Here is a 25,698-nt window from a genome sequence, read left to right as displayed (position 1 = left end):
AACAGAGCGGCTTCAGCAGGTTGGGCATTGTAGAGCGAGCGTCGGGGCTTGTCCCAGCCTGGCGTCGTTTAGTCTGCCGCTACGAGTTGAGCAAGATTCACGTAATAAATGACGCTGCCTTTGGTATTTGCGCTATGTGCCAGAGCTGCTAAGTTCCCGTCAGCCCCGAATGCGCGGGCCAGACACTCTCAGGTAACGAGGATAAAAATAATGCAACCTGATTTCTGGAGCGACAAACGCCCGGCCGGCGTCCCGAACGAGATTGACCTGGGCACCTTCAAGTCGGTAATCGAGGTGTTTGAGCGCTCCTGTAAGAAGTACGCCGACCGTCCGGCGTTCTCCAATATGGGCGTAACCCTGACCTACGCCGAGCTGGACCGTCTTTCCGCCGCGTTCTCTGGCTACCTGCAAAAACACACTGATCTCAAGCCCGGCGACCGCATCGCCGTGCAATTGCCCAACGTGCTGCACTATCCGATTGCCGTGTTTGGCGCCATGCGTGCCGGCCTGGTAGTGGTCAACACCAACCCGCTGTACACCGCGCGGGAAATGCGTCACCAGTTCAAGGATGCCGGCGTACGTGCGCTGGTGTACCTGAACGTGTTCGGCAAGCTGGTGCAGGAAGTGCTGCCCGACACCGACATCGAATACCTGATCGAAGCCAAGATGGGCGATCTGCAACCGGCCCTCAAAGGCTGGCTGATCAACGCTGTGGTCAAGCATGTGAAGAAGGTCGTGCCCGAGTACCACCTGCCGCAGGCCATCGGCTTCAAGGATGTACTCAAGCAAGGCAGTGGCCAGCCGCTGAAGCCGGTGAAAGTCGGCCTCGACGATATCGCCGTGCTGCAATACACCGGCGGTACCACGGGCGTGGCCAAGGGCGCGATGCTCACCCACGGCAACCTGGTGGCGAACATGCAGCAGGTCGATGCCTGCCTGGCGCAGCACGGCCCGGATGGCCGGCCGCTGATGCAGCCGGGCCAGGAAGTGATGATCGCGCCGCTGCCGCTGTACCACATCTATGCCTTCACCGCGAACTGCATGTCGATGATGGTCAATGGCAACCACAACGTGCTGATCAGCAACCCACGGGATATCGGTGCCTTTATTAAGGAACTGAAAAAGTGGCGCTTCTCCGCGCTGCTGGGGCTGAACACGTTGTTCGTGGCGCTGATGGAGCACCCCGAGTTCAAGGATGTCGACTTCTCCAACCTCAAGGTCACCAACTCCGGTGGCACCGCACTGGTGAAAGCCACCGCCGAGCGCTGGAAATCGGTCACCGGCTGCACCGTGGTCGAAGGCTACGGCCTCACCGAAACTTCGCCGGTGGCCAGTACCAACCCTTATGGCGACAAAGCTCGTCTGGGCACCGTCGGTATTCCGGTGCCGGGCACCGCGTTCAAGGTGATCGATGACAATGGTATCGAGCTGCCGTTGGGCGAGCGTGGCGAGCTGTTGATCAAAGGCCCGCAGGTGATGAAAGGCTACTGGCAGCGTCCTGAAGCCACCGCCGAAGTGCTGGATGCCGACGGCTGGCTGAAAACCGGCGACATCGCGGTGATCGACCCGGACGGCTTCACCCGCATCGTCGACCGCAAGAAGGACCTGATCATCGTCTCCGGCTTCAACGTGTACCCCAACGAAATCGAAGACGTGGTTATGGCCCACCCGAAAGTGGCGAGCTGCGCGGCCATCGGTGTACCGGACGAGAAATCCGGCGAAGCGGTGAAGCTGTTCGTGGTTGCCCGCGAAGGCGGGGTGACCGCTGAAGAACTCAAGGCGTACTGCAAAGAGAACTTCACTGGCTACAAGGTTCCCAAGCACATCGTGTTCAAGGAGTCGCTGCCGATGACTCCGGTGGGCAAGATTCTGCGTCGCGAGCTGCGCGATATCGCCTGAAAGGCCGAGGTTAAAGCCGCTGGTCGGCTTTAACCGGGTTTTGTTTTAAACGTGACCGAAAGCCTGGCTATCGGTCATTTTTTTGACCGGTAAGGTCATGTTTGGTGCTGGTTCCCCCCCTTCAAAGCTGCTAATCTCGGCCCGCTTTTTGGCCTGTCCGCACGGCTAAAACGTACGAAAATCACAAAAACATCCGTCATCGCGCGGTGAAGATTAGCTGTTGCTTAGGAGTGGGCTTCCATGATCGAAAACTTCTGGAAGGATAAGTACCCTGTTGGGGTTGCTGCCGAAATCAACCCCGATCAGTACCCGAACATTCAAACTGTACTGAAACAGTCTTGCGAACGCTTCGCCAACAAGCTGGCCTTCAGCAACATGGGCAAGTCACTCACCTACGGTGAGATGTACGAGTTGTCGGGTGCTTTTGCCGCTTACCTGCAACAACATACCGATCTGCAGCCGGGCGACCGCATCGCCGTGCAGCTGCCGAACGTTCTGCAATACCCGGTGGTTGTCTTCGGTGCCATCCGCGCCGGCCTGGTGGTGGTCAACACCAACCCGCTGTACACCGCACGGGAAATGGAACACCAATTCAATGACTCCGGTGCCAAGGCGCTGATCTGCCTGGCGAACATGGCGCACCTGGCTGAAGCCGTGCTGCCAAAAACCGGCGTCAAGCACGTGATCGTCACCGAAGTGGGCGACATGCTGTCGCCGCTCAAGCGCCTGCTGGTCAACAGCGTGGTCAAGTACGTGAAGAAGATGGTGCCGGCCTACAACCTGCCGCAAGCCGTCAAACTCAACGATGCGCTGGCCAAAGGCCGTGGTCAGGCCGTGCAGGAAGCCAGCCCGCAGAGCAGCGATATCGCTGTGCTGCAATACACCGGCGGCACCACTGGGGTGGCCAAGGGCGCGATGCTCACCCACCGCAACCTGATCGCCAACATGCTGCAGGTCAAGCAACTGATGGGTGCCAACCTCAATGAAGGTTGTGAGATCGTCATTGCGCCACTGCCGCTGTACCACATCTATGCCTTCACCTTTCACTGCATGGCGATGATGCTGCTCGGCGGCCATAACATGCTGGTTACCAACCCGCGTGACTTGCCGACCATGGTCAAAGACCTGTCGAAGTTCAAGTTCACCGGCTTCGTCGGCTTGAACACCCTGTTCGTTGCCCTGTGCCACAACGAAGGCTTCCGTCGCCTGGATTTCTCCTCGCTGAAACTCACCGTTTCCGGCGGCATGGCGCTGCAACAAGCCGCCGCCGAACGCTGGAAGGAAGTCACCGGCTGCGCCATCTGCGAAGGCTTCGGCATGACCGAAACCAGCCCGGTTGCCACCGTTAACCCGTTCAACGCCATCCAGCTGGGCACCATCGGTATTCCGTTGCCCTCGACCCTGTGCAAAGTCATCGACGATGACGGCAAGGAACTGGAAATCGGCGCAGTAGGCGAGCTGTGCGTCAAAGGCCCGCAAGTGATGAAAGGCTACTGGCAGCGCCAGGAAGCCACCGACGAAATCCTCGACAGCGAAGGCTGGTTGAAGACCGGAGACATCGGCCTGATTCAGGAAGATGGCTACCTGCGTATTGTCGACCGCAAAAAGGACATGATCCTGGTGTCCGGCTTCAACGTGTACCCCAACGAACTGGAAGACGTGCTCGCCACCCTGCCAGGCGTGATGCAGTGCGCGGCCATCGGTGTACCGGACGAGAAATCCGGCGAAGCGATCAAGATCTTTGTCGTGGTCAAGCCGGGTGCCAGCGTCACCAAGGAACAGGTCATGGAACATATGCGCGCCAACGTCACCGGCTACAAGGTGCCCAAGGCCGTAGAGTTCCGCGACGTATTGCCGACCACCAACGTCGGCAAGATCCTGCGTCGCGAACTGCGTGATGAAGAGCTGAAGAAGCTCGGCAAGAAGTGATTTTTGCCTGATGAGAACGCCACCTTCGGGTGGCGTTTTTGTTGGTGCCTGGAAAAGTATCGCGGCTGATCGTTTAGCGCTTGAACACCAGCAGTGCACTGTGGCCCTTGAGCGCGACCTGTTGCGGGTCCCGTGTCTCGTTGAAATACACCGGCGGGGTATGCAGGGTATCGGTCAGGGCACCGGTCTTGCGGTCGAACAGCATCAGCCCGCCGTTATCGTCCTGCGCCACCACCGCCCCATTGGCGACCTGCAGGTCGCTGATATAGCGGCCCTCCGGTGGGGTGACAGACCACAGTGTCTTGCCACTGCGCGGGTCGATGGCTTGCAGTTGGCCGCTGTCGTCGTTCACGTTGAAGAACGCTGGAGCATCCGCATCCAACTCCAGGCTCTCGCCCTCTTTATAGGTGTAGGTGGCGAGGGTTTTGCCGCTGTCGACGGCGAGGGTCTGCACGCTGTATTCGTCCTGGTTCCAGTAGAACAGCTGAGCACCGGCCTTCAACGTGCCGCCTTCGGCCATCTGCCGCTGCCAGCGTGGTTTGCCGGTGGCGATATCGAAGGCATGCACCAGATACGCTTCGTCGCTCAACAGCAGCGTGTTATCGAGCACTTGCACGGCGTCGGCACCATGGCTGGGCACTTCGACGCGCCAGCGTTCAGCCAGGCTGTGGCGGTCCACGGCCACCAGGCTTTCTGCGGTTTCGCTGCTTTCTTCGTAGATCAGCAGATCACCGACCACCAGCAGGTTGGCGACCGCGGCTTCCGGCGCGAGGGTGTTCAGCACCTGGCCGCTGGTGCGGTCGAGAACGCGAAGGTGCGGCGCGCCGGCGGCGACAACAAATACCCGATCATCGCTGATGGCCGTATTGAGCACCTCGGACCCTGCGTCATAGCGCCAGCGTGGGTTGCCGGTGTTCAGGTCGACGGCATGGAAAAAGCTTTCGCCGCTGGTGAAGTAGCCGGTCTGATCGCGGCTGGCGAGCAGCTCCAGGGTTTCGTCTTCGCGGCTATAGGCCCAGTTCAGCCAGGTGATCGAGGTGGCTTGCGGCGTGCGCACCGCGTCCAGTTGCACCCGACTCAGCAGGCTCACGCTGCTTCCGGTGCTGGGCTCCGGGTTGTCCGCCAAGTCGTGGTCGCAGGCCATATAGGCCTGCATATCCAGTTTGGGCTCGGCTTTGCGTTTGCCGACGGCGAGGTCGTATTGCTCCTCGACATAGGGCGGCAGGTTTTTGCGGGTCACCTGACGGCTGATCAGACGCATGCGCTCGGGGTCGCCGACCATATGCTCGCCATCGTAAAAGGTCCGGTCTATGCACTCGATCTGGCTGTAATACCAATCCCACTGCGCATCGCTCATGGCGGCATAGGCCGCGCTCTGATCGGCGGCGGGGGCGTTCGCCGGGCAGGCCGTAGCCTGGGCGGTGAACTTGCCGGCCTGGCTGGCGCAAAGAAAGACATCCGCCTGGCTGCTGGCACTGAAACCACTCATCAATGCCAGGCCTAGAAGTGAACGGCTTAAACGCATCCCTGTGTTCCTTGTGTGGATACCCATCCGGTGGGCGATGGCGGATTGTAAGCGGGCAGGTAATAAAAAACGCCACCGGCAGGTGGCGTTTTTCAATGGTGAGAGCGAGTTGGCGACGAGCCGCCAGCTAGGCGTTGCCGCCGCTGGCCTTGGCCATGATCGCGTAACCAATCAGCGCGGCAAAAAACGACCCGGTGAGAATCCCGATCCGATCCATCCCCGCCAGCGGATTCACCCCCGGCTCAAAGGCCAGCGAGCCAACGAACAGGCTCATGGTAAAGCCGATGCCGCAGAGCACCGCCACTCCCAACACCTGCCCCCAATTCGCCCCTTCAGGCAATTTGGCGATCCCCAGCGCGATCGCCAGCCATGCCAGGCCAAATACCCCCACGGCTTTACCTACCAGCAAGCCACTGGCAATGCCCAGGGGAATGCTGTGCAGAAAGCTGTCGAGATTTACCCCGCTCAAGGGCACGCCGGCATTGGCAAAGGCGAACAGCGGCAGGATGCCGAAGATCACCCAGGGGTGCAGGGTATGTTCCAGCGCCCGCGCCGGGGAGGGCACGCCATCGCGGGTGCGCAGCGGAATGGTGAACGCCAGCGTCACCCCGGCCAAGGTGGCGTGCACGCCGCTTTTCAGCACGCATACCCAGAGGATCAGGCCCACCGCCATATAGGGGCTGAGCTTCTGCACGCCCGCGCGGTTCAACCCGATCAACACCGCGATACAGATGGCCGCCAGCAGCAGCGAGCGGGTGGAGAGGTCGGCGGAGTAGAACAGGGCGATAACGATGATCGCCCCGAGGTCATCGATGATCGCCAGGGTCATCAGAAACAGCTTGAGGGTCAGCGGCACTCGTGCGCCCAGCAGCGCCAGCACACCGAGGGCGAAAGCGATATCGGTGGCCATGGGAATCGCCCAGCCATCGATGGCTTCCGGGTGGTTGCGGTTGATCGCCCAGTAGATCAGCGCCGGTACCAGCATGCCGCCGATGGCCGCCATACCCGGCAGCACGATCTGTGAGGGGTGGGACAGATGGCCTTCGAGCACCTCGCGTTTCACTTCCAGGCCAATGGTCAGGAAGAACAACGCCATCAAGCCATCGTTGATCCACAGCAGCAGCGGTTTGGCGATTTCCAGTGCGCCAACCTGCACTGCCACCGGGGTGTCGAGCAAGCCGTTGTAGAGAAATGCCAGGGGTGAGTTGTTGATGATCAGGGCCAGCACCGCGGCGGCGATCAGCAACAGGCCGCTGGCCGCTTCCATGCGAAAGAAACTGCTCACTACATGGCGAAAAGACAAAGGCACACTCCATGGCCGCGAGGCCGGCAAAAACAGTTGCGCAGAGGATAGCCGCTCCACTGTAACTGGGCGGCTGACGGCGTGGTTTCTATACTGCTGGTCAGTAAATTGTGGAGGTGTGCGTGTTACAACGTGAAGGTCAGGCGCTTGCCTGGGGATGTCTGGTAGTCGCCATGGCCTTGTGGGGAAGCTCGTTTATTGCCTTGAAGCTGGCATTCAGCGAACTGCCGCCGATGTGGGTGATTTTCGGCCGCATGGCCCTCGGCAGCCTGGTGTTTCTCCTGGCCTGGCGCTGGCGTGGGCGCATCGAATACCGCGCCGGCGACTGGAAATACCTGCTCGGCCTGACGGCTTGCGAGCCGTGCCTGTACTTCATCTTCGAAGCCCTGGCGCTGCAACGCACCAGCGCCTCGCAGGCCGGCATGATCACCGCATTGTTGCCGCTGCTGGTGGCGGTCGGTGCCTACCTGACCCTGCGTGAGCGCATCACCCGTACCACCCTGGCCGGTTTTCTGCTGGCCGTGGTCGGCGCGGTATGGCTGAGTCTGGCCGGTGAGGCCGATGCCCATGCGCCCGCGCCGCTGCTGGGCAACTTCTTCGAATTCCTGGCGATGCTCTGCGCCACCGGCTACACCTTGCTGCTCAAGCACCTGTCGAGCCGTTATTCGGCTTTTGCGCTGACGGCGTTGCAGGCCTTTGTCGGTTCGTTGTTCTTTCTGCCCCTGGCGCTGGTCAATGCCGGGCTGCCGGCCGAGGTCAGCGCCCAGGGCTGGGGGGCGGTGGTGTACCTGGGCATCGTGGTCACGGTGGGTGCCTATGGCTTGTACAACTTTGGCGTCGGCCGTCTGCCGGCCAGCCAGGCCTCGGGTTTTACCAACCTGATCCCGGTGTTCACCCTGCTGCTGGCATCGCTGTTTCTCGGCGAACGCCTGAATGCCTGGCAACTGCTGGCGGTTGGGCTGGTCTTTATTGGTGTAGGGCTGAGCCAATGGCGGCGTGACCCGCAGGTGCCCACCCCTGCTGGAATTCTCGATTGAAGGTGAACCATGAGTGTTTCAAACCTTGCTGCAAGAGCCTGGGCCCGCGAGGCCATCCGCATTATCGAAGCCGACTTCCAGCGTAGCGCCGACACCCATCTGATCCCCTTGGCGATCCCCGGTCTGCCAGGCATCGAGCTGTACTTCAAGGATGAATCCAGTCATCCCACCGGCAGCCTCAAGCACCGCCTGGCGCGCTCGCTGTTTCTCTACGCGCTGTGCAATGGCTGGCTAAAGCCGGGGGCACCGGTGATCGAAGCCTCCAGCGGTTCGACGGCGATTTCCGAAGCCTATTTCGCCCGCTTGCTCGGCCTGCCGTTTATTGCCGTGATGCCCGCCAGCACCTCGAAAGAGAAGATTGCCCAGATCGAGTTCTACGGTGGGCAGAGCCACCTGGTCAAAGACCCGACGCAGATCTACGCCGAGTCCGAACGCCTGGCGAAAGAGAGCGGCGGCCATTTTATGGACCAGTTCACCTACGCGGAACGGGCCACCGACTGGCGCGCCAACAACAATATTGCCGAGTCGATTTTCCAGCAGATGCGCTTCGAGCATTTCCCCGAGCCGAGCTGGCTGGTCTCCAGCCCCGGTACCGGCGGCACCCTGGCGACCCTCGGCCGCTACGTGCGCTATCGCCGCCACGCCACCCGAATTCTCTGCGCCGACGCCGAGCGCTCGGTGTTCTTCGACTACTACCGCACAGGCGATGCCAGCCTGCGCCTGGACCATGGTTCGGGCATCGAAGGCATTGGCCGCCCGCGGGTGGAAGCGTCGTTTCTGCCGTCGGTGATCGATGCCATGTGCAAGGTGCCGGACGCCTTGTCACTGGCGGCCATGCACTACCTGGCGCAGCGCCTCGACCGGCATGTCGGCGGCTCCAGCGGCACCAACCTGATCGGTGCCTTGCTGGTGGCCCAGCGCATGGTCGCGGCCGGCGAGCGCGGCTCGATTGTGGCGGTGCTTTGCGATGGCGGCGAGCGCTACGCCACCAGTTACTACAACCCTGAATGGCTCAAGGCCCAGGGTTACCAGATGGATTCCCTGATCGAACAGGTGGCAGCCTGTGCCGAACGTGGCGAGGCGTTGCCTGATCTCCCCACCGCAGGACTCTGAGCGATGAACGATGCCGCGCTGACCTTTCGTTTTGCCCAACCGGATGATGTTGCCGAGCTTACCCAGCTGTTACTGGAGCACGGTCCCAACCCCTGGAACTACCTGCCCGAAGACGGCGTGCATGAGCACCTGAACGGCATTGCCGATGGCGCAGTGGAAGCGGTGCTGGCCGAGCAGGGTGGACGGATTGTCGGTTTTGTCAGCTCTATCCAGACCCGCCAGTTCGCCGATCAGCAACCGGCGGCGCGGCGCGACGATGCCCAGGGCTATATCTGCGAAGCGGTGGTGCACCGCGATCTGGCGGGCAAGGGACTCGGCTCGATCCTGTTGGAAAAGGCCGTAGCGCGCCTCGGGGAGAAAGGGCTGGTCGACATCTACATCGACCGCCACGAAGAAAATGTCGCCTCGGCCGGCATGATGCGCAAAGCCGGCTTCAGCGAGTTGCATACCTACGCCGACCCACAGCGCCGGCCCAATGGGTCTCGGCGCACGACGGTGTGTTATCAGCGGTATCGCGGTTAAACCCAATGCAAAACCGTAGGAGCGGCTTCAGCCGCGATGCTCTTGAACGATCAAAGGCATCGCGGCTGAAGCCGCTCCTACGGAGACGTCGAACGTTGCGTTACGCCGCAAACCCACCATCAATGGTCAGGTTGGCACCGGTGATATAGCCGGCTTCCGGGCCCGCCAGGTAGCTGACAAAGCTGGCGATCTCTTCCACTTTGCCGTAGCGCGCCAGCGCCATGCCTTGTTTCAGGGTGTCGGCGAATTCACCGCTGTCCGGGTTCATATCGGTGTCCACCGGGCCGGGCTGCACGTTGTTCACGGTAATGCCACGGCCGCCCAGATCGCGGGCCAGGCCTTTGGTGAAGCCGACGATGGCGGATTTGCTCATGGCGTAGATCGAACCACCGGCAAACGGAATGCGCTCGGCGTTGGTGCTGCCGATGGTGATGATGCGGCCGTTGTCGCGCAGGTGGCGGGCGGCTTCCTGGCTGGCAATCACCACACTGCGCACGTTGATCGACAGGGTGCGGTCGATGTCTTCCATGCTCAGTTGCTCGATGGGTGCCACAGCCAGGACGCCAGCGTTGTTGACCAGAATATCCAGGCCGCCAAAGGTTTCCACCGCTTGGCTGATGGCACCGCGAATGGCTTGTTCATTGGCGCTGTCGGCACGGATGGCGATGGCCTTGCCGCCGGCGGCAACGATTTCGGCCACCAGGCCTTCCGATTGCTGTGCGCTCTGGCTGTAGGTGAAGGCCACGGCCGCGCCGTCACGGGCCAGACGTTTGACGATGGCCGCGCCGATACCGCGGGAACCGCCTTGCACAAATGCAACTTTACCGTTCAGGGATGCTTGAGTAGTCATGGTGTTCTCCAAAGTAAGTAAGGGGTGAATCGTTAAGGGGTGTCGTTTGGTGTTGGGGCTAGTATCCGCAGGGAATTACCCTGCGAATAGCCGGTAATACGGATATGCTTTCGATCCAAACGGTATGGAATCAGCCATGGACACACTCAACTGCATCGAATGTTTTATTCGCAGTGCCGAGGCCGGCAGCTTTGCTCAAGCCGCGCGGCGCCTGGGTTTGACCCCGGCAGCGGTGGGCAAGAACGTCGCCCGCCTGGAGGATAGCCTGGATGTGCGGCTGTTCCAGCGTAGTACCCGCAAGCTGAGCCTGACGGAGGCGGGGGAATATTTTCTGGCTGAAGCCGCGGGCGGCTTGAGCACCCTGCAGCTGGCCATGGGCAATCTGACCACCCTGAAAAGCCAGCCGGCCGGCACCCTGAAGGTGAGCATGGGTTTGTCCTTCGGCCGCGAATATATGGTGCCGCTGCTCGGCGAGTTTCTGCAGCGCTACCCACGGGTGGTGCCGGACTGGCATTTCGACAACCGTCCAGTGGACCTGATTGCCGATGGTTTCGATGCCGCCGTCGGCGGTGGTTTCGATCTGCCGTTGGGGGTGGTGGCCCGCGAACTGGCACCGGCCCATCGCATTCTGCTGGCCTCCAGGGCCTACCTCGAACAGGCCCCGGCGCTGCGCTCGCCCGCCGATTTGCCGCAGCATGCCGGCATCCTGATCCGCTCACCGCAGACCGGCCGCGTGCGGCCCTGGACCTTGCGCAACCGTGACGGCCTGCTGGCACCTATCGATATTCAGGCGCGAATGACCTTGAGCGATCCGGAAGCAGCCTGCGCGGCGGCGCAGATCGGCCTGGGCATCGCCTTGGTCAGCGTCGCCCACGCGTTGCCGTATCTGGAGCGGGGAGGGGTGCAGCGGGTGCTGCCGGATTGGTATGTAGATACCGGGGCGACGACCCTGTACTTCGCCGGGCAGAAACTGCTGCCGCAGAAGACACGGGTGTTTGTCGATTTTGTCGTGGAGCGGTTCAAGGCGTTGGGGCTGGAGAAGCGCTTGTCGGCGCTGGAAGGGCCCGCTTCGTCATGATGGGGCCTCTCTCACGCCAGGCGGTGATTGCCGGTGGGAGAGGCCTCAGCTTCGATTGTCGCTAACGCACTGTCAGAAGCTGTACTTGGCCGTCAGCATCAGATTGCGCGGATTACCGTAGGCGTCGCCGCCGTAGAGTATCGAGTTGGAGATCGACGAGTAGTACTTGCGATCGAAGATGTTGTTCGCGTTCAGTTGCAGATCCAGATTCTGGTTCACCTGGTAGCCGGTCATCAGGTCGGTGACCGCATAGGAGCCTTGCTCCAGGCGGTAGGTGCTGCCATCTGCCACCACGAAGTCGTTGTACATACGGCTCTGCCAGGACACGTTGCCGCCGACCCGCAGTTTTTCCAGCTCACCCTGGAAGTGGTAGCTGGTGGTCAGCTTGAACAGGTGCGCCGGTGAGTCGGTGTCGAACTGCTGGTTCTCGTTCTGCGGGTTGGCGTCATCCTTGATGGTGTGCACGCGGGCGTAGGTATAGCCGCCACCCACTTGCCAGTTCTCGGTCAGCGCGCCTTGCAGCTCGAAGTCGATACCCTGGCTGCGCACCTCGCCTGAGGCTTGATAGCAGGTGTCCAGGCTCGGGCACACGGTGGCGTGATCGAGAATTTCCACCGCGCGGTTTTCCTGATCGATGCGGAACAGCGCCAGGCTGGCGTTCAAGGCACCGTCGAAGTATTCGCCCTTGATGCCGATCTCGTAGTTCTTGCCCTCGATAGGTTTGACCGGGGTGCCGGCCGAGTCGTTGTTGCTCTGCGGAGTAAAAATGTCGCTGTAGCTGACGTACACCGAGTGATGGTCGTCCAGGTCGTAGATCAGCCCGGAGTAGCGGGTGACGTTACGGGTGACCTTGTAGTCGCCGGCACCATCGCGGTTGTCGTAGTCATACCAGTCCAGACGGCCACCGAGGATCAGCTTCAGCGGGTCGGCCAGGTTCAGGCGGGTGGTCACATAAACGCCGTCTTGGGTGGTGACTTCGCGCTGATCGGTGGTGTGGACAAAATTCGGCTTGCCACCGCCGGTTACCGGCCAGTCGAAGGCGTACGGCGAATAGTTATGGGTGGTGCTGTCGTAGATGCGTTCGCTGGCACCCACTACCAATTCATGGGCGCGCCCGAACGCTTCGAAAGGACCGCTGAAGAAACCGTCCACGCCGGCCTGATTTTCATCGGTAGTGGCCTGGTAGACAGTCCGCGCCAGGCTCTTATCGAGCGCCCAGCGTGACTGATAGGAACCGGAGAACAGCGCGTTCTGCTCGGAGTAGTTGGCGTTGAGCTGCAGGCTCCAGTCGTTGGCCAGGCGCTGACGCAGCTCGGCGAATACGGTGTTGATTTCCTGGTCTTTGTTCTCCCAGCTGGTGCCGGGGTTGTACGAACGCGAGTAGTCCAGGTGATGGCCGTCGAGGCCGACCATTGCCGCGCCCCAGTAGTAGTTGGTCTTGTCTTTCTGGCTGGAGATACCCAGGGTCAGGGTGGTGTCGTCGCTCAGATCGGCTTCGGTGACCGCATAGAACAGGCTGTGTCTATCGACGGCATCGTCGATAAAACTGTTGGCGTCGTTGTACGAGGTCACTACCCGGCCGCGCAGGGTGCCGCTGTCATTCAGCGGGCTGGACGCATCCAGCTCGCCGCGGTAGTTGTCCCAGCTGCCGGCGGCACCGGTCAGGGTGACTTTCTGCTCGGCCAGCGGGCGTTTGCGGATCAGGTTGATGGCCGCCGAGGGATTGCCTGCGCCGGTCACCAGCCCGGTGGCACCGCGCACGATTTCCACGCGGTCGAACATCGCCAGGTTCGGCTGGGCACCCACGCTCCAGCCCTGGTAGCCGCTGGGGATGCCGTCGTACATCAGATTATCGACATCAAAGCCGCGGGCGGTGTAAGTCTGCCGGCCCGGGCCGCTGGAGGTGTCGAGGAACAGCCCCGGGGTAGCGGCGACCACATCGTTGATGCTGGTCATCGCCTGGTCGTCCATACGCTGGCGGGTGATCACGGTGGTGGCCTGCGGGGTTTCACGCGGGGTCAGCGCCAGCTTGGTGGCGGTCGACTGGATGCCGGAGGTGTAGGACTCAGTCCCTTCAGTAGTCGCCTGGCCTTGCACGCTGTTGGCATTGATTGCGGTGGTGCCCAGTTCCAGGACGGTGCCCGGTTCTGTGCTCGCAGCGGGAGCAGGGTCAGCCGCATAAGCGGCCTGGGCAACCCACAAGCTCAGGGCAATGGCGGTAGCCAGGGGCGATAGGTGATGACGATGCATGTGAAGGGTCCTGTGTCCGAAGTCCGGCAGTTTTTTGGATGGCCTGTCTTTTTGCAGGCAAGCCGAACCCCTCGCGCATTGACTGAGCGTTAGAAAATTTATGGGGTAAGGGTGCGGCGGGGGGAGTGTAAGTAAATGTAATAAGTTAGTAAATGGGAAAAGATATCATTTGGTATTATATGGCAAATGAGATGTTTGCAGGTTAAACAAAACACCCGCTCAAAGCGGGTGTTTTGTTCCTGCGAAAACAGCTTTTCAGGCGTCGTGCAGGCCGAGGATATCCCGCGCCACGGCTTCGGCAATGCGAATGCCATCGACCCCGGCGGAGAGAATGCCGCCGGCATAACCAGCCCCTTCGCCCGCCGGGAACAAGCCACGCACATTGAGGCTTTGCAGGTCGTCGCCACGGGTGATGCGCAGCGGTGAGGAGGTGCGGGTTTCGATGCCGGTGAGCACCGCGTCGTGCATGGCAAAGCCTTTGATCTGCTTGTCGAACGCCGGCAGCGCTTCGCGGATCGCTTCGATGGCGAAGTCCGGCAGGGCGTCGGCCAGGTCCATCAGGTGTACGCCGGGTTTGTACGACGGCTCGACGCTGCCCAGCGCAGTGGTGGCTTTGCCGGCGATAAAGTCGCCAACCAACTGCCCCGGCGCATTGTAGTTGCGCCCGCCCATCACATAGGCGTGCGATTCCAGACGCTCCTGCAATTCAACGCCGGCCAGCGGGCCGCCCGGGTAATCCACTTCCGGGGTAATGCCGACCACGATGCCGGAGTTGGCATTGCGTTCGTTACGCGAGTATTGGCTCATGCCATTGGTCACCACCCGCTCGGCTTCCGAGGTGGCGGCGACCACGGTGCCGCCCGGGCACATGCAGAAGCTGTACACCGAGCGACCGTTCTTGGCGTGGTGCACCAGCTTGTAGTCGGCAGCACCAATCTTCGGGTGGCCGGCGAATTTGCCCAGACGCGCCTGGTCGATCAGAGACTGCGGGTGCTCGATACGGAAACCCACCGAGAACGGCTTGGCTTCCATAAACACCTCGCGGCTATGCAGCATACGGAAGGTATCGCGGGCGCTGTGGCCGAGGGCGAGGATCACATGGCGGCTGGCGATCTGCTCGCCGCTGGCCAGGGTCACACCGGTCAGTTGGCCGTCCTCGATCTGCACGTCGGTAACGCGCTGTTCGAAGCGCACTTCGCCGCCCATGGCGATGATCTGCTCGCGCATATCCGCCACCACGCCGGTGAGGCGGAAGGTGCCGATATGGGGTTTGTTGACGTAGAGAATCTCTTCCGGCGCACCGGCTTTGACGAACTCGTGCAGCACTTTGCGGCCGAGGAATTTCGGATCTTTGATCTGGCTGTACAGCTTGCCGTCGGAGAAGGTGCCGGCACCGCCTTCACCAAACTGCACATTGGACTCGGGGTTGAGCACGCTTTTGCGCCACAGGCCCCAGGTGTCCTTGGTGCGCTGGCGCACTTCCTTGCCGCGCTCCAGCACGATCGGCTTGAAGCCCATCTGCGCCAGCAGCAAGGCGGCGAAGATGCCGCAAGGACCAAAGCCCACCACCAGCGGGCGTTCGCCCAGTTGCTCGGAGGCCTGGCCGACGAATTTGTATGAGGTGTCCGGGGCGATGCTGATATGGCGGTCGTCGCTGAATTTTTGCAGCAGCGCCGCTTCGTCCGTCACCGAAAAATCCAGGGTGTAGATAAAGCACAGCTCGGCGGATTTTTTCCGTGCATCGTAGCTGCGCTTGAAACGGGTGAAGTCCAGCAGGTCGCTATCGGCAATGCCCAGGCGTTGCACCAGAGCAGGGCGCAGGGCCTCCTCGGCGTGGTCGATAGGCAGCTTGAATTCGGTGATTCGTAACATAGGGCAATCCAGTATCAGGGCCGGAGGTCACCCGGCAGCTTGGCAAGGCGGCGATTATACGCGGGAAAATCGCCCTCAAGAGCATCCAGGCTGAAGCCTGCCTATAAGGATGGAATGTGAGCCTGACTGGCGACGGCCAGCTATCCCCGAGCAAAGGGCTTTACCGCGTGCTCTGGCGTTGCAGTTCCTCTTGCTTTTGCCGCGCCTCTTGGCGGCGAAATGACTCGTCGTAGGAATCCTTCTTGCGCTGCTCGGCTTCGTCGCGCATCAGCTGGCGTTTCTGATCGCGGCCAGCCGCATCGCTGTCTTCGATCACGGTGACGCCGGTGGCGCTCGGTGCTTTGCCGGCGTCGTCATCGCTGCTGGATTGTGGTTCGTCGACGGCAGCTGGCGCGCTGGCAGGAATACTCAGCACGCCGCTGGGCGGCACCGGTTCGATGATGCGGGTGGTTTCGCCAGTGCCCTCGGGGCAGGGCACGGTGGCGTAAGTGGTGGTGCCATCGCTGGCGACGCATTTGAACACCTGGGCCTGGGCTACCAAGGGTAAAAAACACAGGGCGATCACTGCCGGTTTCAAAGTGCTTCCCTCACTTTGGGGTTCGAAGGCGGCAGCCTAGCAGGCAATCCGTGCCCTCGAAACGCTGGCCGCTCAGGCCAGTAGGCTCAACCAGGCCGAAGCCAGCAACAGCAGCGCCATCGCCTGGTTGAAACGACGCATGCCGGCATCGCTGCGACAGAAGCGCGTCAAGCCTTGGCCCAACGCCGCCCACAGGCCCATACAGGGCACCGCGACGAAAAAGAACAGCAAGGCCAGGACGGCGACGCGGCTGGGTTTGTCGCTGGCATGGGCGGCAAATACGCCGACCACCGCCAGGGCCATCATCCAGGTTTTCGGGTTGACCACCTGCAGGCCGGCAGCGGCCGCCATGCTCAGGCGTTTACCGCTATGTTGGCTGGCGTTGTCCAGGCCCACCGCCGGGCTGCGGAAGATTTGCCAGGCCAGGTAGCTGAGCCAGGCGATACCGGCCCAGGCCATAGCCAGTTGCACCTGCGGATAGCGCCCCAGGGTGTCGCCGATGCCCAATCCCACCACCAGTACCAATAACGCCGCAGCGCCGCAGGCGGCCAGGGCGACAGGAGCCGTGGCGCAAAGGCCGAAGCGCGCGCTATTGCTGAGCACCAGCAGGTTGGTGGGGCCGGGGGTGATGGAGGCGACTAAGGCGAATAGCAGAAAGGGCAACAGGTCCACGATGGGCTCCAGGCAGGATCAGGAGCCTGGATGGTTGCAGGGCCAGGGCCCTCAGTCTGGATGATTTGTGCAGCGCTTGCGGTAGTCGGCCGGGGTCAACCGATAGGCGCGGCGGAACCAACGGCCGAGGTGGCTCTGGTCGGCAAAACCGAGGGCGCTGGCGACCTGCGCCGGGGTTTCGCCCCGGGCCAGCAGATGGCGGGCCTTGGCCAGGCGCAGTTGAATCAGGTAGGCGTGTGGGGCCAGGCCAAAGGCCGCCTTGAATGCGCGGCTGAGGCGGAAGCGGTCGACCCCGCTGATCCGCGCCAAGTCATCCAGGCCGATATCGTCGTGCACATGGGCATGCAGGTAATCGCGGGCGCGCTGCGCCACCAGTGGCAAGCGCGGGTCGAGTGGCTGCTGCGGCCGACGCCAATGCAGGTGCGCGGTCATCTGCGTTAGCAGGCCATCCAGGGCGGTCTGGCGGACGATCCGCAGCTCCTGCTCATGCAAGGCCTGAAAAGCCTGCAAGGTGGCCCCGGCCAGCGCCACGTCGCCAATCAGGGTGCTGGCAAAACCCGGCTGGCAGGCCACCGGTGCCTGTTCGAACAGGGCATGCAGCTCGCGCTCCAGCCACTGCGGGTCGAGGTACAGCATCGAGTAGGTGAAGCCTTCGGCTGAGGGCGCGGTGCCATCGTGAATCTCGCCGGGCTCGAGCATAAATACCTGGCCTGGCGTGCTGATATGCCGTTGTTGCCGGCAGCTGAATTGCTGCACGCCCTGTTCGGTGACGCCGATCAGGTAGCTGTCGTGCCAGTGCGGGTCATAGGCATGACCGCGAAAATGCGCGCGGATGGTCTCGATGCCGGTGTCGGCATCCTGAGCGAGATCGATCCAGTGGGTGGTGGCCATGGGCTGCAATCAGTTTGCCTGCGGGTGGCCGTAGTATGCCAAGGCAGGCCAACAGCGTCTGGAAGTTTTGTGCAGCGCTCAGGCTTACGGATGGAGGGTGGACACCCAGGTGCTCAGCCAGGGCCGCAGGTAGCAGGTGGAAAGTACTTTGGTATCGCATTTGCCATTGGTCAGTGCCTCGCGCAGTTTGCCGATGTCGGCCTGCTCCACATAGCGACGGGCATCGGCCATATCCTCGGCCTGGTCATAGCCGCCATTGAGCATTTCGCTCAGGGCTTCCTGTTTGCTCCAGCCCTGGATCACGGTGCGGAACATTGCCGCCATCAGGCCAGTACGGTCGCTGCCATGTTTGCAGTGCATCAGTACCGGGCCGCGGGTTTCGGCCAGCTGCAGGGTGGTGAGCACACGCAGCACATCGGCATCGTCGACGCGGTCGGCATGCAGCGGAATGCTGATCAGGGTGATGTTGCTATCGCCCAGCCACTGGTGATCGTCGTCTTTGATAAAGCTGACCACAGTGCGCACCTGCAACTGTTGCAGGAGGGCCAGGTTCTGCGGCTTGGGCAGGGCGCTGCGGTACAGGGTCGGGGACATTTCGAACAGCTTGAAGGTGCTGTCCACCGGGCGCGCCCAGGATTCCGCCTGGGCCTCGCTGAGCAGCGGCGTAGCGTCAACCTTGGCAGGCAGGTAGTGCAACACCAGGCCGGTGGTGATGACGGCCAGCAACGCAGCAACAGCAAAATACAGGCGACGTGACGTAAGCATGAAGGCTCCCCGAGTAAGGGAGCCGATGCTAGAAAGAACGCGGTGAAGCGCAGATCAAATCAATGTGAAAAAAGAGTGAACGCGACGCCACTCAGTTGTTACGTGAACCCCCGAAGTAGGCGCAGCCGCGTTCGACTTTGCCATTGCTACGCAGCTCGGCGGAGAGGAACGACACCGCGCCGCTGGCGCTGTCGACACAACGCTGCGGTGCCACCCAGAGTTCCAGGCGCAAGCCGTTGGCTTCGCTGGTGAGGTTGAAGCGGCCGTCGGGCAGCTGTTCTTCCAGATAGGGCAGAGCGAGGGGTTCCTGATTGGGGCGTTCGAGCACCATGCCTTTGGCGTTGACGCTGACGCTCCAGTCCGGCTCATGGCCGCTGGCGCGCAGTACCTGGCGTTTGAAGTTGGGGTCGTCGCAAGCGTGGCCTTCACGCTGTACACGGTACAGGCGGGTGAGGTTCAACTGGCCATCACTACCGGCCGCTTTGGCGGCGTCGAGGTTGCCGCTGACATCGGCGAACAGGGTGGCATCCTTGGTATCCAGCAGGGCGGCGGATTCCTGCAGTAAGCCGGTGTTGCCGCTGTCATTGATCAGGAAATGACGTTGTTCCTGGCAGGGGCGTAGCAGCAATTTGCCGCCGCTGACGCTCAACTCACCCTGCATGCGAGTGCCGGTCGGGACCGGGGCTTCCTCCGGGCCGTAGGACATTGTGCAACTGGCGAAAATCGGCAACAGGGCGAACAGCAAAGGGCATACAGCGCGCATCGGGTGGGTCTCCTGGCAAGTGCGGCCACGTTACCCACGGCCCGTTGCCGATACAAGAGCGCGCTGCAAATCAAAGGCATCGCGGCTAAAGCCGCTCCTACGGTTTTTGCAAACCTGTAGGAGCGGCTTCAGCCGCGATGCTCTGGGTTCAACCGACGGTATAAATCTGCCCGGTCTGCTTACCTTCCACGCTCTTGGCATATGCCAGCGCCACGTCTACCGCCGGCACCGGTTTGAAGCCGCGGAAGAACGGGCCGTAGCTGCCCATGGCCTCCACCAGCACGGTCGGGCTGATGATATTTACCCGCAGGCCGCGCGGCAGTTCGATGGCAGCGGCTTTGACGAAGCTGTTGAGGGCGCCATTGACCATGCTGGCAGAAGTGCCGGCGACAATCGGGTCATCGCTGAGCACGCCGGAAGTGAGGGTAAAGGAGCCACCGTCGTTGATAAATTCGCGGCCGATCAGCAGCAGATTCACTTGGCCCATCAGCTTGTCATTCAGGCCTACGGCAAACTGCTCGGCGTGCATCTCGGCCAGGGCACCGAACTGTACTTTGCCGGTGGCGGCGATCAGGGCATCGAAGCGCCCGGTCTGCTCGAACAGCTGGCGAATCGAGGCGACGTCGCGGATATCCACCTGGTAATCGCCGCTGCTGTGGCCGACGCGGATCACTTCATGGCGCTCGGCCAATTCACGTTCTACCGCCTGGCCGATGGTGCCGCTGGCACCGATCAAGATGATTTTCATGGCACTGCTCCGAAAAAAAGGAAAAACGGGGGGGTGGGTGGCGAGCAGTGTAGATCGGCGGTTTGTAGGCGATAATCCGGCTAATTGGAAACCTTTGGTTCTCACTGGGAAACAATGCGATGAGTGAAATGGATGACCTGGCTGCCTTCGCCACCTTGGTCGAAGCCGGTAGTTTTACCCAGGCGGCCGAGCGCCTGGGGTGCAGCAAGGGGCAGTTGTCCAAGCGCATCGGCTTGCTGGAGCAGGGACTGGGCATCAGCCTGCTGTACCGCACCACCCGCAAACTGTCGCTGACCGCCGCTGGCGCTGCGCTATTGCCGGAAGCCCAGGCTCTGGTGGCCCAGGCCGTTCGCGCCCGACAAACCCTGGCGCGCTTGCAGGAAGAGGCGACCGGAGCGGTGCGCATTACCGCGCCGGTGTCCTTGGGCGATACCTTTTTCGACGCGCTGCAACTGCAGTTCGCCCAGGCTTACCCGCAAATCCGCATCGAGCTGGAACTGAGCAACACCTACCGCGATCTGGTGGCCGATGGCTTCGATCTGGCGATTCGCAGTGGCGAGCAACGCGATGAGCGCCTGGTGGCCAGGCCCTTGTTGTCGATGCAGGAATTGACCTGCGCCAGCCCGGCCTATTTGGCTGCGCATGGCGACGTACACACCCCTCAGCACTTGAGCGAACAGGTGTGCCTACTCAACAGCCATTACAGTGGCGCGGAAGAATGGCTGTACCACCGCCAGCATGAGCTGACCCGGGTGCGGGTGAACGGGCCGTTTGCCAGTAACCATTACAGCCTGCTGAAGAAGGCCTGTCTGGGCGGCGCGGGGATCGCCCGTCTGCCTTCCTATCTGGTCCATCAGGAATTGTTGGATGGCCGCTTGGTGTGGTTGCTGCGTGACTACCAGACGCGGATCAGCCCGGTGTTTCTGGTGCATGCCTATCAGCATGGATTGCCCAAAAGGACCCAGGTGTTGGCGGATTATTTGTTGGGGTGGTTTGAGCAACGGCGGGAGGAGTTGGATGAGTTGACGGCGCTGCGCTGACTGACAAATTTCCTTTGCCGGGATCGCGGCTGAAGCCGCTCCTACGGACCGCACAGTCTCGTAGGAGCGGCTTCAGCCGCGATGCTTTTAAAGGCGCTGATCAGCCTTCAACAGCGTTTCCAGACACTGCTCCTGAATCCCGTAAAACGCTTTGATGCCCTGGATTTTTTCCATCATCTCGGCCGGGTCGACCGGCTCGGCGCGCTTCACGGCCAGGATCATTTTGTTTTTGTTGGTGTGTTCCAACGAGACAAATTCGAACACCTTGGTTTCATAACCGCAGGCTTCCAGCAGCAGGGCGCGCAGGCTGTCGGTGACCATCTCCGCTTCCTGGCCCAGGTGTACGCCGTACTGCAGCATCGGGCGCAGCATGCTCGGGCTGCTGATCTGCGGGCGGATCTGTTTGTGGCAGCAGGGCGAGCACATGATGATCGAGGCGTCGCTGCGAATGCCTAAGTGAATCGCGTAGTCGGTGGCCACGTCGCAGGCGTGCAGGGCGATCATGATGTCGATGGCCGCCGGGGTGTAGGTGCGCACGTCGCCGTGTTCGAAACTCAGGCCCGGCTGTTCCAGGCGCGCGGCGGCATCGTTGCCGAGGCGCACCATGTCCTGGCGTAATTCAACGCCGGTGACCTTGCCCTGACGGCCGAGGCTGTTGCGCAGGTAGTCATGCATGGCGAAGGTCAGGTAACCCTTGCCGGAACCGAAGTCGACGGCATGGATGGCTTCATCCACCCCGCGCTGCTGCAGCGGCGAGCCAGCCAGGGCATGGGAAAACACTTCGACGAATTTGTTGATCTGCTTCCACTTGCGCGCCATCGCCGGCACCAGTTCGTGCTTGGCGGTGGTGACACCGAGGTCGGTGAGAAAGGGCCGGGTCAGTTCGAGAAAGCGTTTTTTCTCGCGATCATGGCCGGCACTGGGGCCTTCGCGCTCGGCTGCCTTGCCGACAAACAGGCGACTTTTGTTTTTCTTGCCGAAGGTCAGTTGCACATCGTCAGTCAGTGACAGCAGGTGCGCGTTCTTGAACGCCGTCGGCAGCAGCTCGGTGATCAGCGCCAGGGCTTCGCCGGTCGGCAGGTTTTTGGTGATATCGCGGGTTTTGTAGCTGTACACGAAGGACAGACACGCCTGACCGCGCACGCTCACCGGGCGAATCGCCACACGCTGCAGCTCGCTTTCCTCGCCCTGGTATTTGCTCAGCAGCACCTTGACCAAGGTGTTCTGCACCAGGCTTTTTTCCACGAGGGCAAGAAACTCACCACGGTCATCGGTGGTGGTAGCGGCGGAAGCTTCAACTGACATGTGCGGGGCCCGGTTAACACTGACTAGGGGGGCGGTAATGCTACAGGGTTCGGGCCATTTTGTGGCGCCGCGCCAGCAGGCTGTAGCGGCGGCTCAGCAGATGATCGACCGATAGCACGCCAGGGCCGCGGGCGAGTAACAACAACAGTAGTGCCGCCCAGGTGCCGTGGGTGGGGTAGGCGTCGGGATAGACGAACAGCTGAATGGTCAGGGTCATGCCCAGCAAGGCCAGGGCCGAGAAGCGGGTGGCCAGGCCCAGCAGAATCAGCACGGGGAAGAAGTGTTCATTGAAGGTCGCCAGGTAGGCGGCAGTTTCTGGCGGAATCAGCGGCAAGGCGTACTCGCTGCTGAACAGTGGAATGGTTGAATCGGCCAGACGGGGATGGTCGAACTGAAAGGTGCCGCTGACCAGGTCGATGGCAAACCCCTCGACCTTGGTCTGCCCGGATTTCCAGAACACCGCGGCAATGGAAAAGCGCGCGACAACGGCGATCAGGCTGTGGGGAATACGCTGGAACAATGCGTTCAACGCGTGGATAAGGCCTATCGGGCCGCTGGTGCTGTACATGCTGGTTCTCGTGTGGAAAGCGCGATGATCGCGCCATGGCTGATCAACAGCGCCAGGGCGGCGCTGAGGTTGAAGTCGGCGGGGCAGGCGGCCGCCGCCGTGCCCAGCGGCACACCGGCCTGCAGCTGGGTAATAAAGGTGCTGCTCGGCGCATCGAGGGCGATCACCAGCACATCGAGGTGCTGGCGCAGCACCAGGCAATATTCGCGCTGGTACGGATCCACCGTTTCGATCGCCAGCTCGCCCTGATGCGCCGCCCACAGCGAGCGCACGGCAAAGCTTGAGGCCAGCAGCTGCAGCGAGGGATGCAGCTGGAACCGCAGGCCGGCGGGTTCCGGGCTCGCGGCAAAGGCGCTGGCCAGCTCGGCATGGCTGAGGGAGAGGGCGTCGGCGGCGTGGTACGCGCGAATCCGCAGGGCTTCCAGGCGGGCCATATCCGCCAGGTAGGGCAGGGCACGGGCCGGTGCGAACTGCTCGATAAACGCCGCCAGGTCGTCGCCGTACTGCACCAGCAGACGCGAGCGTGGTGGATTGTTTTGCACGTATTGCAGGGCCATGGCGCGGAAGAATTCGACGCCAACCAATTGCTCCAGCACCGGGTAGCTGTCGGCCAGGGCATTGATCAGCGAACTCAGCACATTGTTGCGGTACACCGCAAAGCGCGCCGCCGGGTCGGAGCCATTGCCGCAGTGCAGACCCTCGGGGATAGCGCCGCTGCTACTGAGCAGCGCGCTGGCGAACTGACCCTGCGGGCTGGTCATCGGCGGCTCCGGGTCAGGATCGCTTCGGCCTGTTCAGCCTCGCCAAGCAGATCGGCCAGGGGCGGTACATCGTTGTCCCGTTCGATCAGGGTGGGCAATGGGCCGAGGCGCTCGATGATCTCGCCGTACAGCGACCAGACCGCGTTATCCACGGTGGCGCCATGGCTGTCGATCAACAGGCGCGCACCGCTGGCGTCCTGATCCTCGGCAAACCCGGCCAGATGGATATGCGCCACTGCGGTCAGCGGCAGTTCATTGAGATAGGCCTGCGCATCGCGCTGATGGTTGATGCAGGAGATATACAGGTTGTTGACGTCCAGCAGCAGGCCGCAGCCGGTGCGTTGCACCACTTCACGGATAAACGCCGCCTCGCCCATGCTCGAGGCGCTGAACTCGACATAGGTGGCCGGGTTTTCCAACAGCAGGGGCCGTTTCAGGTAGTTCTGCGTCTGCTCGATATGGGCACAGACCCGTTCCAGGGTGGCCTGATCGTAAGCCACTGGCAGCAGGTCGTTGAGGTAATAAGGGCCATGGCTGGACCAGGCCAGGTGTTCGGAAAATACCGCGGGCTCATAGCGCTCCAGCAGCGCCCTCAGGCGTTGCAGATGCTCCACGTCCAGCGGCTGTTCAGCGCCGATGGACAGACCGACACCATGCAGTGATAGCGGGTAGTGCTGGCGAATCTGCCCGAGGTAATGATGAAAGGGGCCGCCGGCGACCATATAGTTTTCGGCGTGGATTTCGAAGAAACCCAGGGGCGGCAGGCTGGCGAGAACCTCTTGGAAATGCTCGGGTTTGAGCCCCAGGCCCGCACGCGCCGGCAGGCTGCTGGCGCGGGTAGGCTGGCGGGTGCGAGACGCACCGGGGCGGGTGGTTGCGGGGTGGTTCATGCTCGGTGCGTCTCGGCGGGGTCAGGCTTTTTCTTTGAAGGCAGCGAGTTGGCCGAAGCCGGTCGGCGAGGTTGGGCTGGCGGTTTTTTCGCAGGTACCTTTGGGCACCAGTTTCCAGGAGTTGCCCTGGTAGTCCTTGGCGGCGGTGCCAGCACAGGTGGTGCCGGCACCAGCGGCGCAATCGTTTTTACCTTTCATGGCCACGCCAAAACATTTGTCGCCTTTGCCGTCATCGGCATGGGCAACCAGTGGCGCGGCGGCCATGCTCAGGGCGCTGCCCAGGGCAAGAGCGAGTGCGGCGGTGTGCAGGGGCTTGGATGCTTTCATGGTGGTTTTTCTCTTTGTGGGTGGTGGGGGCAAGTACGGTATTGCCTGCCAGGCAAGCGCAATAGAGCACCGGGCCGGGATTGGCGTAGGAGGGCTCAGCCTTGCTTAGTGAAGTAGAGAAAGGAGAAGTCAGGGTGTTACAGCAGGGGACAGAAAAATTTCGCTGTAGGTTGGGTTGACCCACTGCAGGCTGACGCGGTTTTGCTGTGTTGGGCTTCGCTAGGCTCAACCCAGCCTACGGATCGGTTTATTGAAGCCAACAAAAAGCCCCGCGTGGCGAACCAGGCGGGGCTTTTTGTAGCGAGCTGGAGTCAGCCGCCAAGGTAAGCGTCGCGTACCTTTGGATCGGTCAGCAGCGCTTCACCGGTACCTTGCATGACCACGTGGCCATTCTCCAGCACGTAGGCACGGTCGGCGATCTTCAATGCCTGGTTGGCGTTCTGTTCCACCAGGAACACCGTCACACCATCTTTGCGCAGCTGTTCGATGATCTGGAAGATCTGCTGGATGATGATCGGCGCCAGGCCCAGGGACGGCTCGTCGAGCAGCAGCAGTTGCGGCTTGCTCATCAGCGCACGGCCGATGGCGAGCATCTGCTGTTCGCCGCCGGACATGGTGCCGCCACGCTGGTTGTAGCGTTCCTTCAGGCGCGGGAACAGGTGCAGGACCTTGTCCAGTTGCTCCTGATAGTCGCCCTTGTCGGTGAAGAAGCCGCCCATGGCCAGGTTCTCTTCCACGGTCAGGCGGGCAAAGATGCGGCGGCCTTCGGGCACCACCGCAATGCTTTTACGCATGATCGCGCTGGATTCCAGCCCGACCAATTCTTCGCCCTGGTAGCGGATGCTGCCGCTGGCCGCGCGTGGCGAACCGCAGAGGGTCATGAGCAGGGTCGACTTGCCGGCGCCGTTGGCCCCGATCAGGGTGACGATCTCGCCCTTGTGCACTTCCACGTTGACGTTATGCAACGCCTGGATCTTGCCGTAGAAGGTGGAAACGTTGTCGAAATACAGCAT

Annotated in this window: 24 protein-coding genes; 7 read left to right on the top strand and 17 right to left on the bottom strand. The window is 61.8% G+C overall.

Annotated elements, in window-relative coordinates; all coding sequences use genetic code 11:
• The first annotated feature begins 210 nt into the window (after window positions 1-210).
• Together fadD2 and fadD1 are read left to right on the top strand one after the other, a co-directional pair.
• Window positions 211-1,899 (top strand): long-chain-fatty-acid--CoA ligase FadD2, encoded by a 1,689-nt coding sequence (gene fadD2 / locus ACVW0Y_RS21495; RefSeq protein WP_457441134.1) that lies wholly within the window; start codon window positions 211-213, stop codon window positions 1,897-1,899.
• Window positions 1,900-2,139: 240 nt separating this feature from the next.
• On the top strand, window positions 2,140-3,828 hold the full coding sequence (gene fadD1 / locus ACVW0Y_RS21490) for a long-chain-fatty-acid--CoA ligase FadD1 (RefSeq protein ID WP_457441133.1): 1,689 nt from the start codon (window positions 2,140-2,142) through the stop codon (window positions 3,826-3,828).
• 73 nt (window positions 3,829-3,901) lie between these two features.
• On the opposite strand, the gene ACVW0Y_RS21485 is transcribed toward fadD1, so the two are convergent.
• Entirely contained in the window at window positions 3,902-5,353 is a 1,452-nt protein-coding gene (locus ACVW0Y_RS21485; RefSeq protein ID WP_457441132.1) for a PQQ-binding-like beta-propeller repeat protein, read from the bottom strand.
• Between the two features lie 127 nt (window positions 5,354-5,480).
• Window positions 5,481-6,656 (bottom strand): Na+/H+ antiporter NhaA, encoded by a 1,176-nt coding sequence (gene nhaA, locus ACVW0Y_RS21480; protein WP_457441131.1) that lies wholly within the window; start codon window positions 6,654-6,656, stop codon window positions 5,481-5,483.
• Between the two features lie 173 nt (window positions 6,657-6,829).
• On the opposite strand from nhaA, the gene ACVW0Y_RS21475 reads away from it, so the two are divergent.
• From ACVW0Y_RS21475 to ACVW0Y_RS21465, 3 genes are read left to right on the top strand one after another with little or no spacing between them, the layout of a single operon-like run.
• Complete coding sequence (locus tag ACVW0Y_RS21475; RefSeq protein ID WP_457441158.1) at window positions 6,830-7,693, top strand: DMT family transporter; 864 nt, start codon at window positions 6,830-6,832, stop codon at window positions 7,691-7,693.
• A gap of 9 nt (window positions 7,694-7,702) precedes the next feature.
• Entirely contained in the window at window positions 7,703-8,806 is a 1,104-nt protein-coding gene (locus ACVW0Y_RS21470) for a PLP-dependent cysteine synthase family protein (RefSeq protein WP_457441130.1), read from the top strand.
• A 3-nt stretch (window positions 8,807-8,809) separates the two neighbouring features.
• Complete coding sequence (locus ACVW0Y_RS21465; RefSeq protein WP_457441129.1) at window positions 8,810-9,328, top strand: N-acetyltransferase family protein; 519 nt, start codon at window positions 8,810-8,812, stop codon at window positions 9,326-9,328.
• Between the two features lie 100 nt (window positions 9,329-9,428).
• Here the strand turns inward: ACVW0Y_RS21465 and ACVW0Y_RS21460 are convergent, their stop codons facing one another.
• Window positions 9,429-10,178 carry a 3-oxoacyl-ACP reductase family protein gene (locus tag ACVW0Y_RS21460; RefSeq protein WP_457441128.1) on the bottom strand — a complete coding sequence of 250 codons (750 nt, stop codon included), beginning with the start codon at window positions 10,176-10,178 and terminating at the stop codon, window positions 9,429-9,431.
• Between the two features lie 136 nt (window positions 10,179-10,314).
• On the opposite strand from ACVW0Y_RS21460, the gene ACVW0Y_RS21455 reads away from it, so the two are divergent.
• Window positions 10,315-11,256 carry a LysR substrate-binding domain-containing protein gene (locus ACVW0Y_RS21455; RefSeq protein ID WP_457441127.1) on the top strand — a complete coding sequence of 314 codons (942 nt, stop codon included), beginning with the start codon at window positions 10,315-10,317 and terminating at the stop codon, window positions 11,254-11,256.
• Window positions 11,257-11,328: 72 nt separating this feature from the next.
• Here ACVW0Y_RS21455 and ACVW0Y_RS21450 read toward each other — a convergent pair whose 3' ends face one another.
• The 8 genes from ACVW0Y_RS21450 to ACVW0Y_RS21415 form a co-directional block, all read right to left on the bottom strand.
• On the bottom strand, window positions 11,329-13,506 hold the full coding sequence (locus ACVW0Y_RS21450) for a TonB-dependent siderophore receptor (RefSeq protein WP_457441126.1): 2,178 nt from the start codon (window positions 13,504-13,506) through the stop codon (window positions 11,329-11,331).
• A gap of 255 nt (window positions 13,507-13,761) precedes the next feature.
• Entirely contained in the window at window positions 13,762-15,378 is a 1,617-nt protein-coding gene (locus ACVW0Y_RS21445; RefSeq protein WP_457441125.1) for an NAD(P)/FAD-dependent oxidoreductase, read from the bottom strand.
• Window positions 15,379-15,538: 160 nt separating this feature from the next.
• Window positions 15,539-15,955, bottom strand: coding sequence for a DUF4124 domain-containing protein (locus ACVW0Y_RS21440; RefSeq protein WP_457441124.1), 417 nt, complete (start codon window positions 15,953-15,955; stop codon window positions 15,539-15,541).
• Between the two features lie 72 nt (window positions 15,956-16,027).
• A complete protein-coding gene (locus tag ACVW0Y_RS21435) occupies window positions 16,028-16,630 on the bottom strand; it encodes a LysE family translocator (protein ID WP_457441157.1) in 603 nt (200 codons plus the stop codon).
• Window positions 16,631-16,678: 48 nt separating this feature from the next.
• Window positions 16,679-17,518 (bottom strand): AraC family ligand binding domain-containing protein, encoded by an 840-nt coding sequence (locus ACVW0Y_RS21430; protein WP_457441123.1) that lies wholly within the window; start codon window positions 17,516-17,518, stop codon window positions 16,679-16,681.
• An 84-nt stretch (window positions 17,519-17,602) separates the two neighbouring features.
• The gene (locus ACVW0Y_RS21425) at window positions 17,603-18,283 is read right to left on the bottom strand and encodes a phosphatase domain-containing protein (protein WP_457441122.1); all 681 of its coding nucleotides are present in this window, start codon (window positions 18,281-18,283) and stop codon (window positions 17,603-17,605) included.
• Between the two features lie 91 nt (window positions 18,284-18,374).
• Window positions 18,375-19,046 (bottom strand): COG3650 family protein, encoded by a 672-nt coding sequence (locus ACVW0Y_RS21420; RefSeq protein WP_457441121.1) that lies wholly within the window; start codon window positions 19,044-19,046, stop codon window positions 18,375-18,377.
• 148 nt (window positions 19,047-19,194) lie between these two features.
• Window positions 19,195-19,794, bottom strand: coding sequence for a short chain dehydrogenase (locus tag ACVW0Y_RS21415; protein WP_457441120.1), 600 nt, complete (start codon window positions 19,792-19,794; stop codon window positions 19,195-19,197).
• Between the two features lie 119 nt (window positions 19,795-19,913).
• On the opposite strand from ACVW0Y_RS21415, the gene ACVW0Y_RS21410 reads away from it, so the two are divergent.
• Complete coding sequence (locus tag ACVW0Y_RS21410; RefSeq protein WP_457441119.1) at window positions 19,914-20,834, top strand: LysR family transcriptional regulator; 921 nt, start codon at window positions 19,914-19,916, stop codon at window positions 20,832-20,834.
• An 87-nt stretch (window positions 20,835-20,921) separates the two neighbouring features.
• Here ACVW0Y_RS21410 and ACVW0Y_RS21405 read toward each other — a convergent pair whose 3' ends face one another.
• From ACVW0Y_RS21405 to ACVW0Y_RS21380, 6 genes are all read right to left on the bottom strand, one after another.
• Window positions 20,922-22,139 carry a class I SAM-dependent methyltransferase gene (locus tag ACVW0Y_RS21405; RefSeq protein WP_457441118.1) on the bottom strand — a complete coding sequence of 406 codons (1,218 nt, stop codon included), beginning with the start codon at window positions 22,137-22,139 and terminating at the stop codon, window positions 20,922-20,924.
• A 40-nt stretch (window positions 22,140-22,179) separates the two neighbouring features.
• On the bottom strand, window positions 22,180-22,707 hold the full coding sequence (locus ACVW0Y_RS21400) for a DoxX family protein (RefSeq protein ID WP_457441117.1): 528 nt from the start codon (window positions 22,705-22,707) through the stop codon (window positions 22,180-22,182).
• The gene (locus tag ACVW0Y_RS21395) at window positions 22,683-23,468 is read right to left on the bottom strand and encodes an HvfC/BufC family peptide modification chaperone (protein WP_457441116.1); all 786 of its coding nucleotides are present in this window, start codon (window positions 23,466-23,468) and stop codon (window positions 22,683-22,685) included. The genes ACVW0Y_RS21400 and ACVW0Y_RS21395 overlap by 25 nt, the downstream gene beginning before the upstream one ends.
• Window positions 23,465-24,358 carry an MNIO family bufferin maturase gene (gene bufB / locus ACVW0Y_RS21390; protein ID WP_457441115.1) on the bottom strand — a complete coding sequence of 298 codons (894 nt, stop codon included), beginning with the start codon at window positions 24,356-24,358 and terminating at the stop codon, window positions 23,465-23,467. Before bufB ends, ACVW0Y_RS21395 begins: the two co-directional genes overlap by 4 nt.
• A gap of 21 nt (window positions 24,359-24,379) precedes the next feature.
• Window positions 24,380-24,685, bottom strand: a complete 306-nt coding sequence (locus ACVW0Y_RS21385; RefSeq protein ID WP_457441114.1) for a BufA1 family periplasmic bufferin-type metallophore — start codon at window positions 24,683-24,685, stop codon at window positions 24,380-24,382.
• A gap of 311 nt (window positions 24,686-24,996) precedes the next feature.
• Window positions 24,997-25,698, bottom strand: coding sequence for an ABC transporter ATP-binding protein (locus ACVW0Y_RS21380; protein WP_457441113.1), 702 nt, complete (start codon window positions 25,696-25,698; stop codon window positions 24,997-24,999).

This window comes from Pseudomonas sp. TE3786, from assembly GCF_054057335.1.
The sequence above is the reverse complement of the archived record's forward strand: the minus strand, read 5'-3'. Positions and strand labels throughout refer to the sequence as shown.

Bases quoted from the DNA above. Each gene is read 5' to 3' on its own strand.
- ACVW0Y_RS21400 (WP_457441117.1), bottom strand. From the start codon at position 22,707: ATGTACAGCACCAGCGGCCCGATAGGCCTTATCCACGCGTTGAACGCA.
- ACVW0Y_RS21450 (WP_457441126.1), bottom strand. From the start codon at position 13,506: ATGCATCGTCATCACCTATCGCCCCTGGCTACCGCCATTGCCCTGAGC.
- ACVW0Y_RS21455 (WP_457441127.1), top strand. From the start codon at position 10,315: ATGGACACACTCAACTGCATCGAATGTTTTATTCGCAGTGCCGAGGCC.
- ACVW0Y_RS21410 (WP_457441119.1), top strand. From the start codon at position 19,914: ATGAGTGAAATGGATGACCTGGCTGCCTTCGCCACCTTGGTCGAAGCC.
- ACVW0Y_RS21465 (WP_457441129.1), top strand. From the start codon at position 8,810: ATGAACGATGCCGCGCTGACCTTTCGTTTTGCCCAACCGGATGATGTT.
- ACVW0Y_RS21430 (WP_457441123.1), bottom strand. From the start codon at position 17,518: ATGGCCACCACCCACTGGATCGATCTCGCTCAGGATGCCGACACCGGC.
- ACVW0Y_RS21380 (WP_457441113.1), bottom strand. From the start codon at position 25,698: ATGCTGTATTTCGACAACGTTTCCACCTTCTACGGCAAGATCCAGGCG.
- ACVW0Y_RS21475 (WP_457441158.1), top strand. From the start codon at position 6,830: ATGGCCTTGTGGGGAAGCTCGTTTATTGCCTTGAAGCTGGCATTCAGC.
- ACVW0Y_RS21395 (WP_457441116.1), bottom strand. From the start codon at position 23,468: ATGACCAGCCCGCAGGGTCAGTTCGCCAGCGCGCTGCTCAGTAGCAGC.
- ACVW0Y_RS21420 (WP_457441121.1), bottom strand. From the start codon at position 19,046: ATGCGCGCTGTATGCCCTTTGCTGTTCGCCCTGTTGCCGATTTTCGCC.
- bufB (WP_457441115.1), bottom strand. From the start codon at position 24,358: ATGAACCACCCCGCAACCACCCGCCCCGGTGCGTCTCGCACCCGCCAG.
- ACVW0Y_RS21460 (WP_457441128.1), bottom strand. From the start codon at position 10,178: ATGACTACTCAAGCATCCCTGAACGGTAAAGTTGCATTTGTGCAAGGC.
- fadD2 (WP_457441134.1), top strand. From the start codon at position 211: ATGCAACCTGATTTCTGGAGCGACAAACGCCCGGCCGGCGTCCCGAAC.
- ACVW0Y_RS21405 (WP_457441118.1), bottom strand. From the start codon at position 22,139: ATGTCAGTTGAAGCTTCCGCCGCTACCACCACCGATGACCGTGGTGAG.
- ACVW0Y_RS21445 (WP_457441125.1), bottom strand. From the start codon at position 15,378: ATGTTACGAATCACCGAATTCAAGCTGCCTATCGACCACGCCGAGGAG.
- fadD1 (WP_457441133.1), top strand. From the start codon at position 2,140: ATGATCGAAAACTTCTGGAAGGATAAGTACCCTGTTGGGGTTGCTGCC.
- ACVW0Y_RS21385 (WP_457441114.1), bottom strand. From the start codon at position 24,685: ATGAAAGCATCCAAGCCCCTGCACACCGCCGCACTCGCTCTTGCCCTG.
- ACVW0Y_RS21485 (WP_457441132.1), bottom strand. From the start codon at position 5,353: ATGCGTTTAAGCCGTTCACTTCTAGGCCTGGCATTGATGAGTGGTTTC.
- ACVW0Y_RS21425 (WP_457441122.1), bottom strand. From the start codon at position 18,283: ATGCTTACGTCACGTCGCCTGTATTTTGCTGTTGCTGCGTTGCTGGCC.
- ACVW0Y_RS21470 (WP_457441130.1), top strand. From the start codon at position 7,703: ATGAGTGTTTCAAACCTTGCTGCAAGAGCCTGGGCCCGCGAGGCCATC.
- ACVW0Y_RS21415 (WP_457441120.1), bottom strand. From the start codon at position 19,794: ATGAAAATCATCTTGATCGGTGCCAGCGGCACCATCGGCCAGGCGGTA.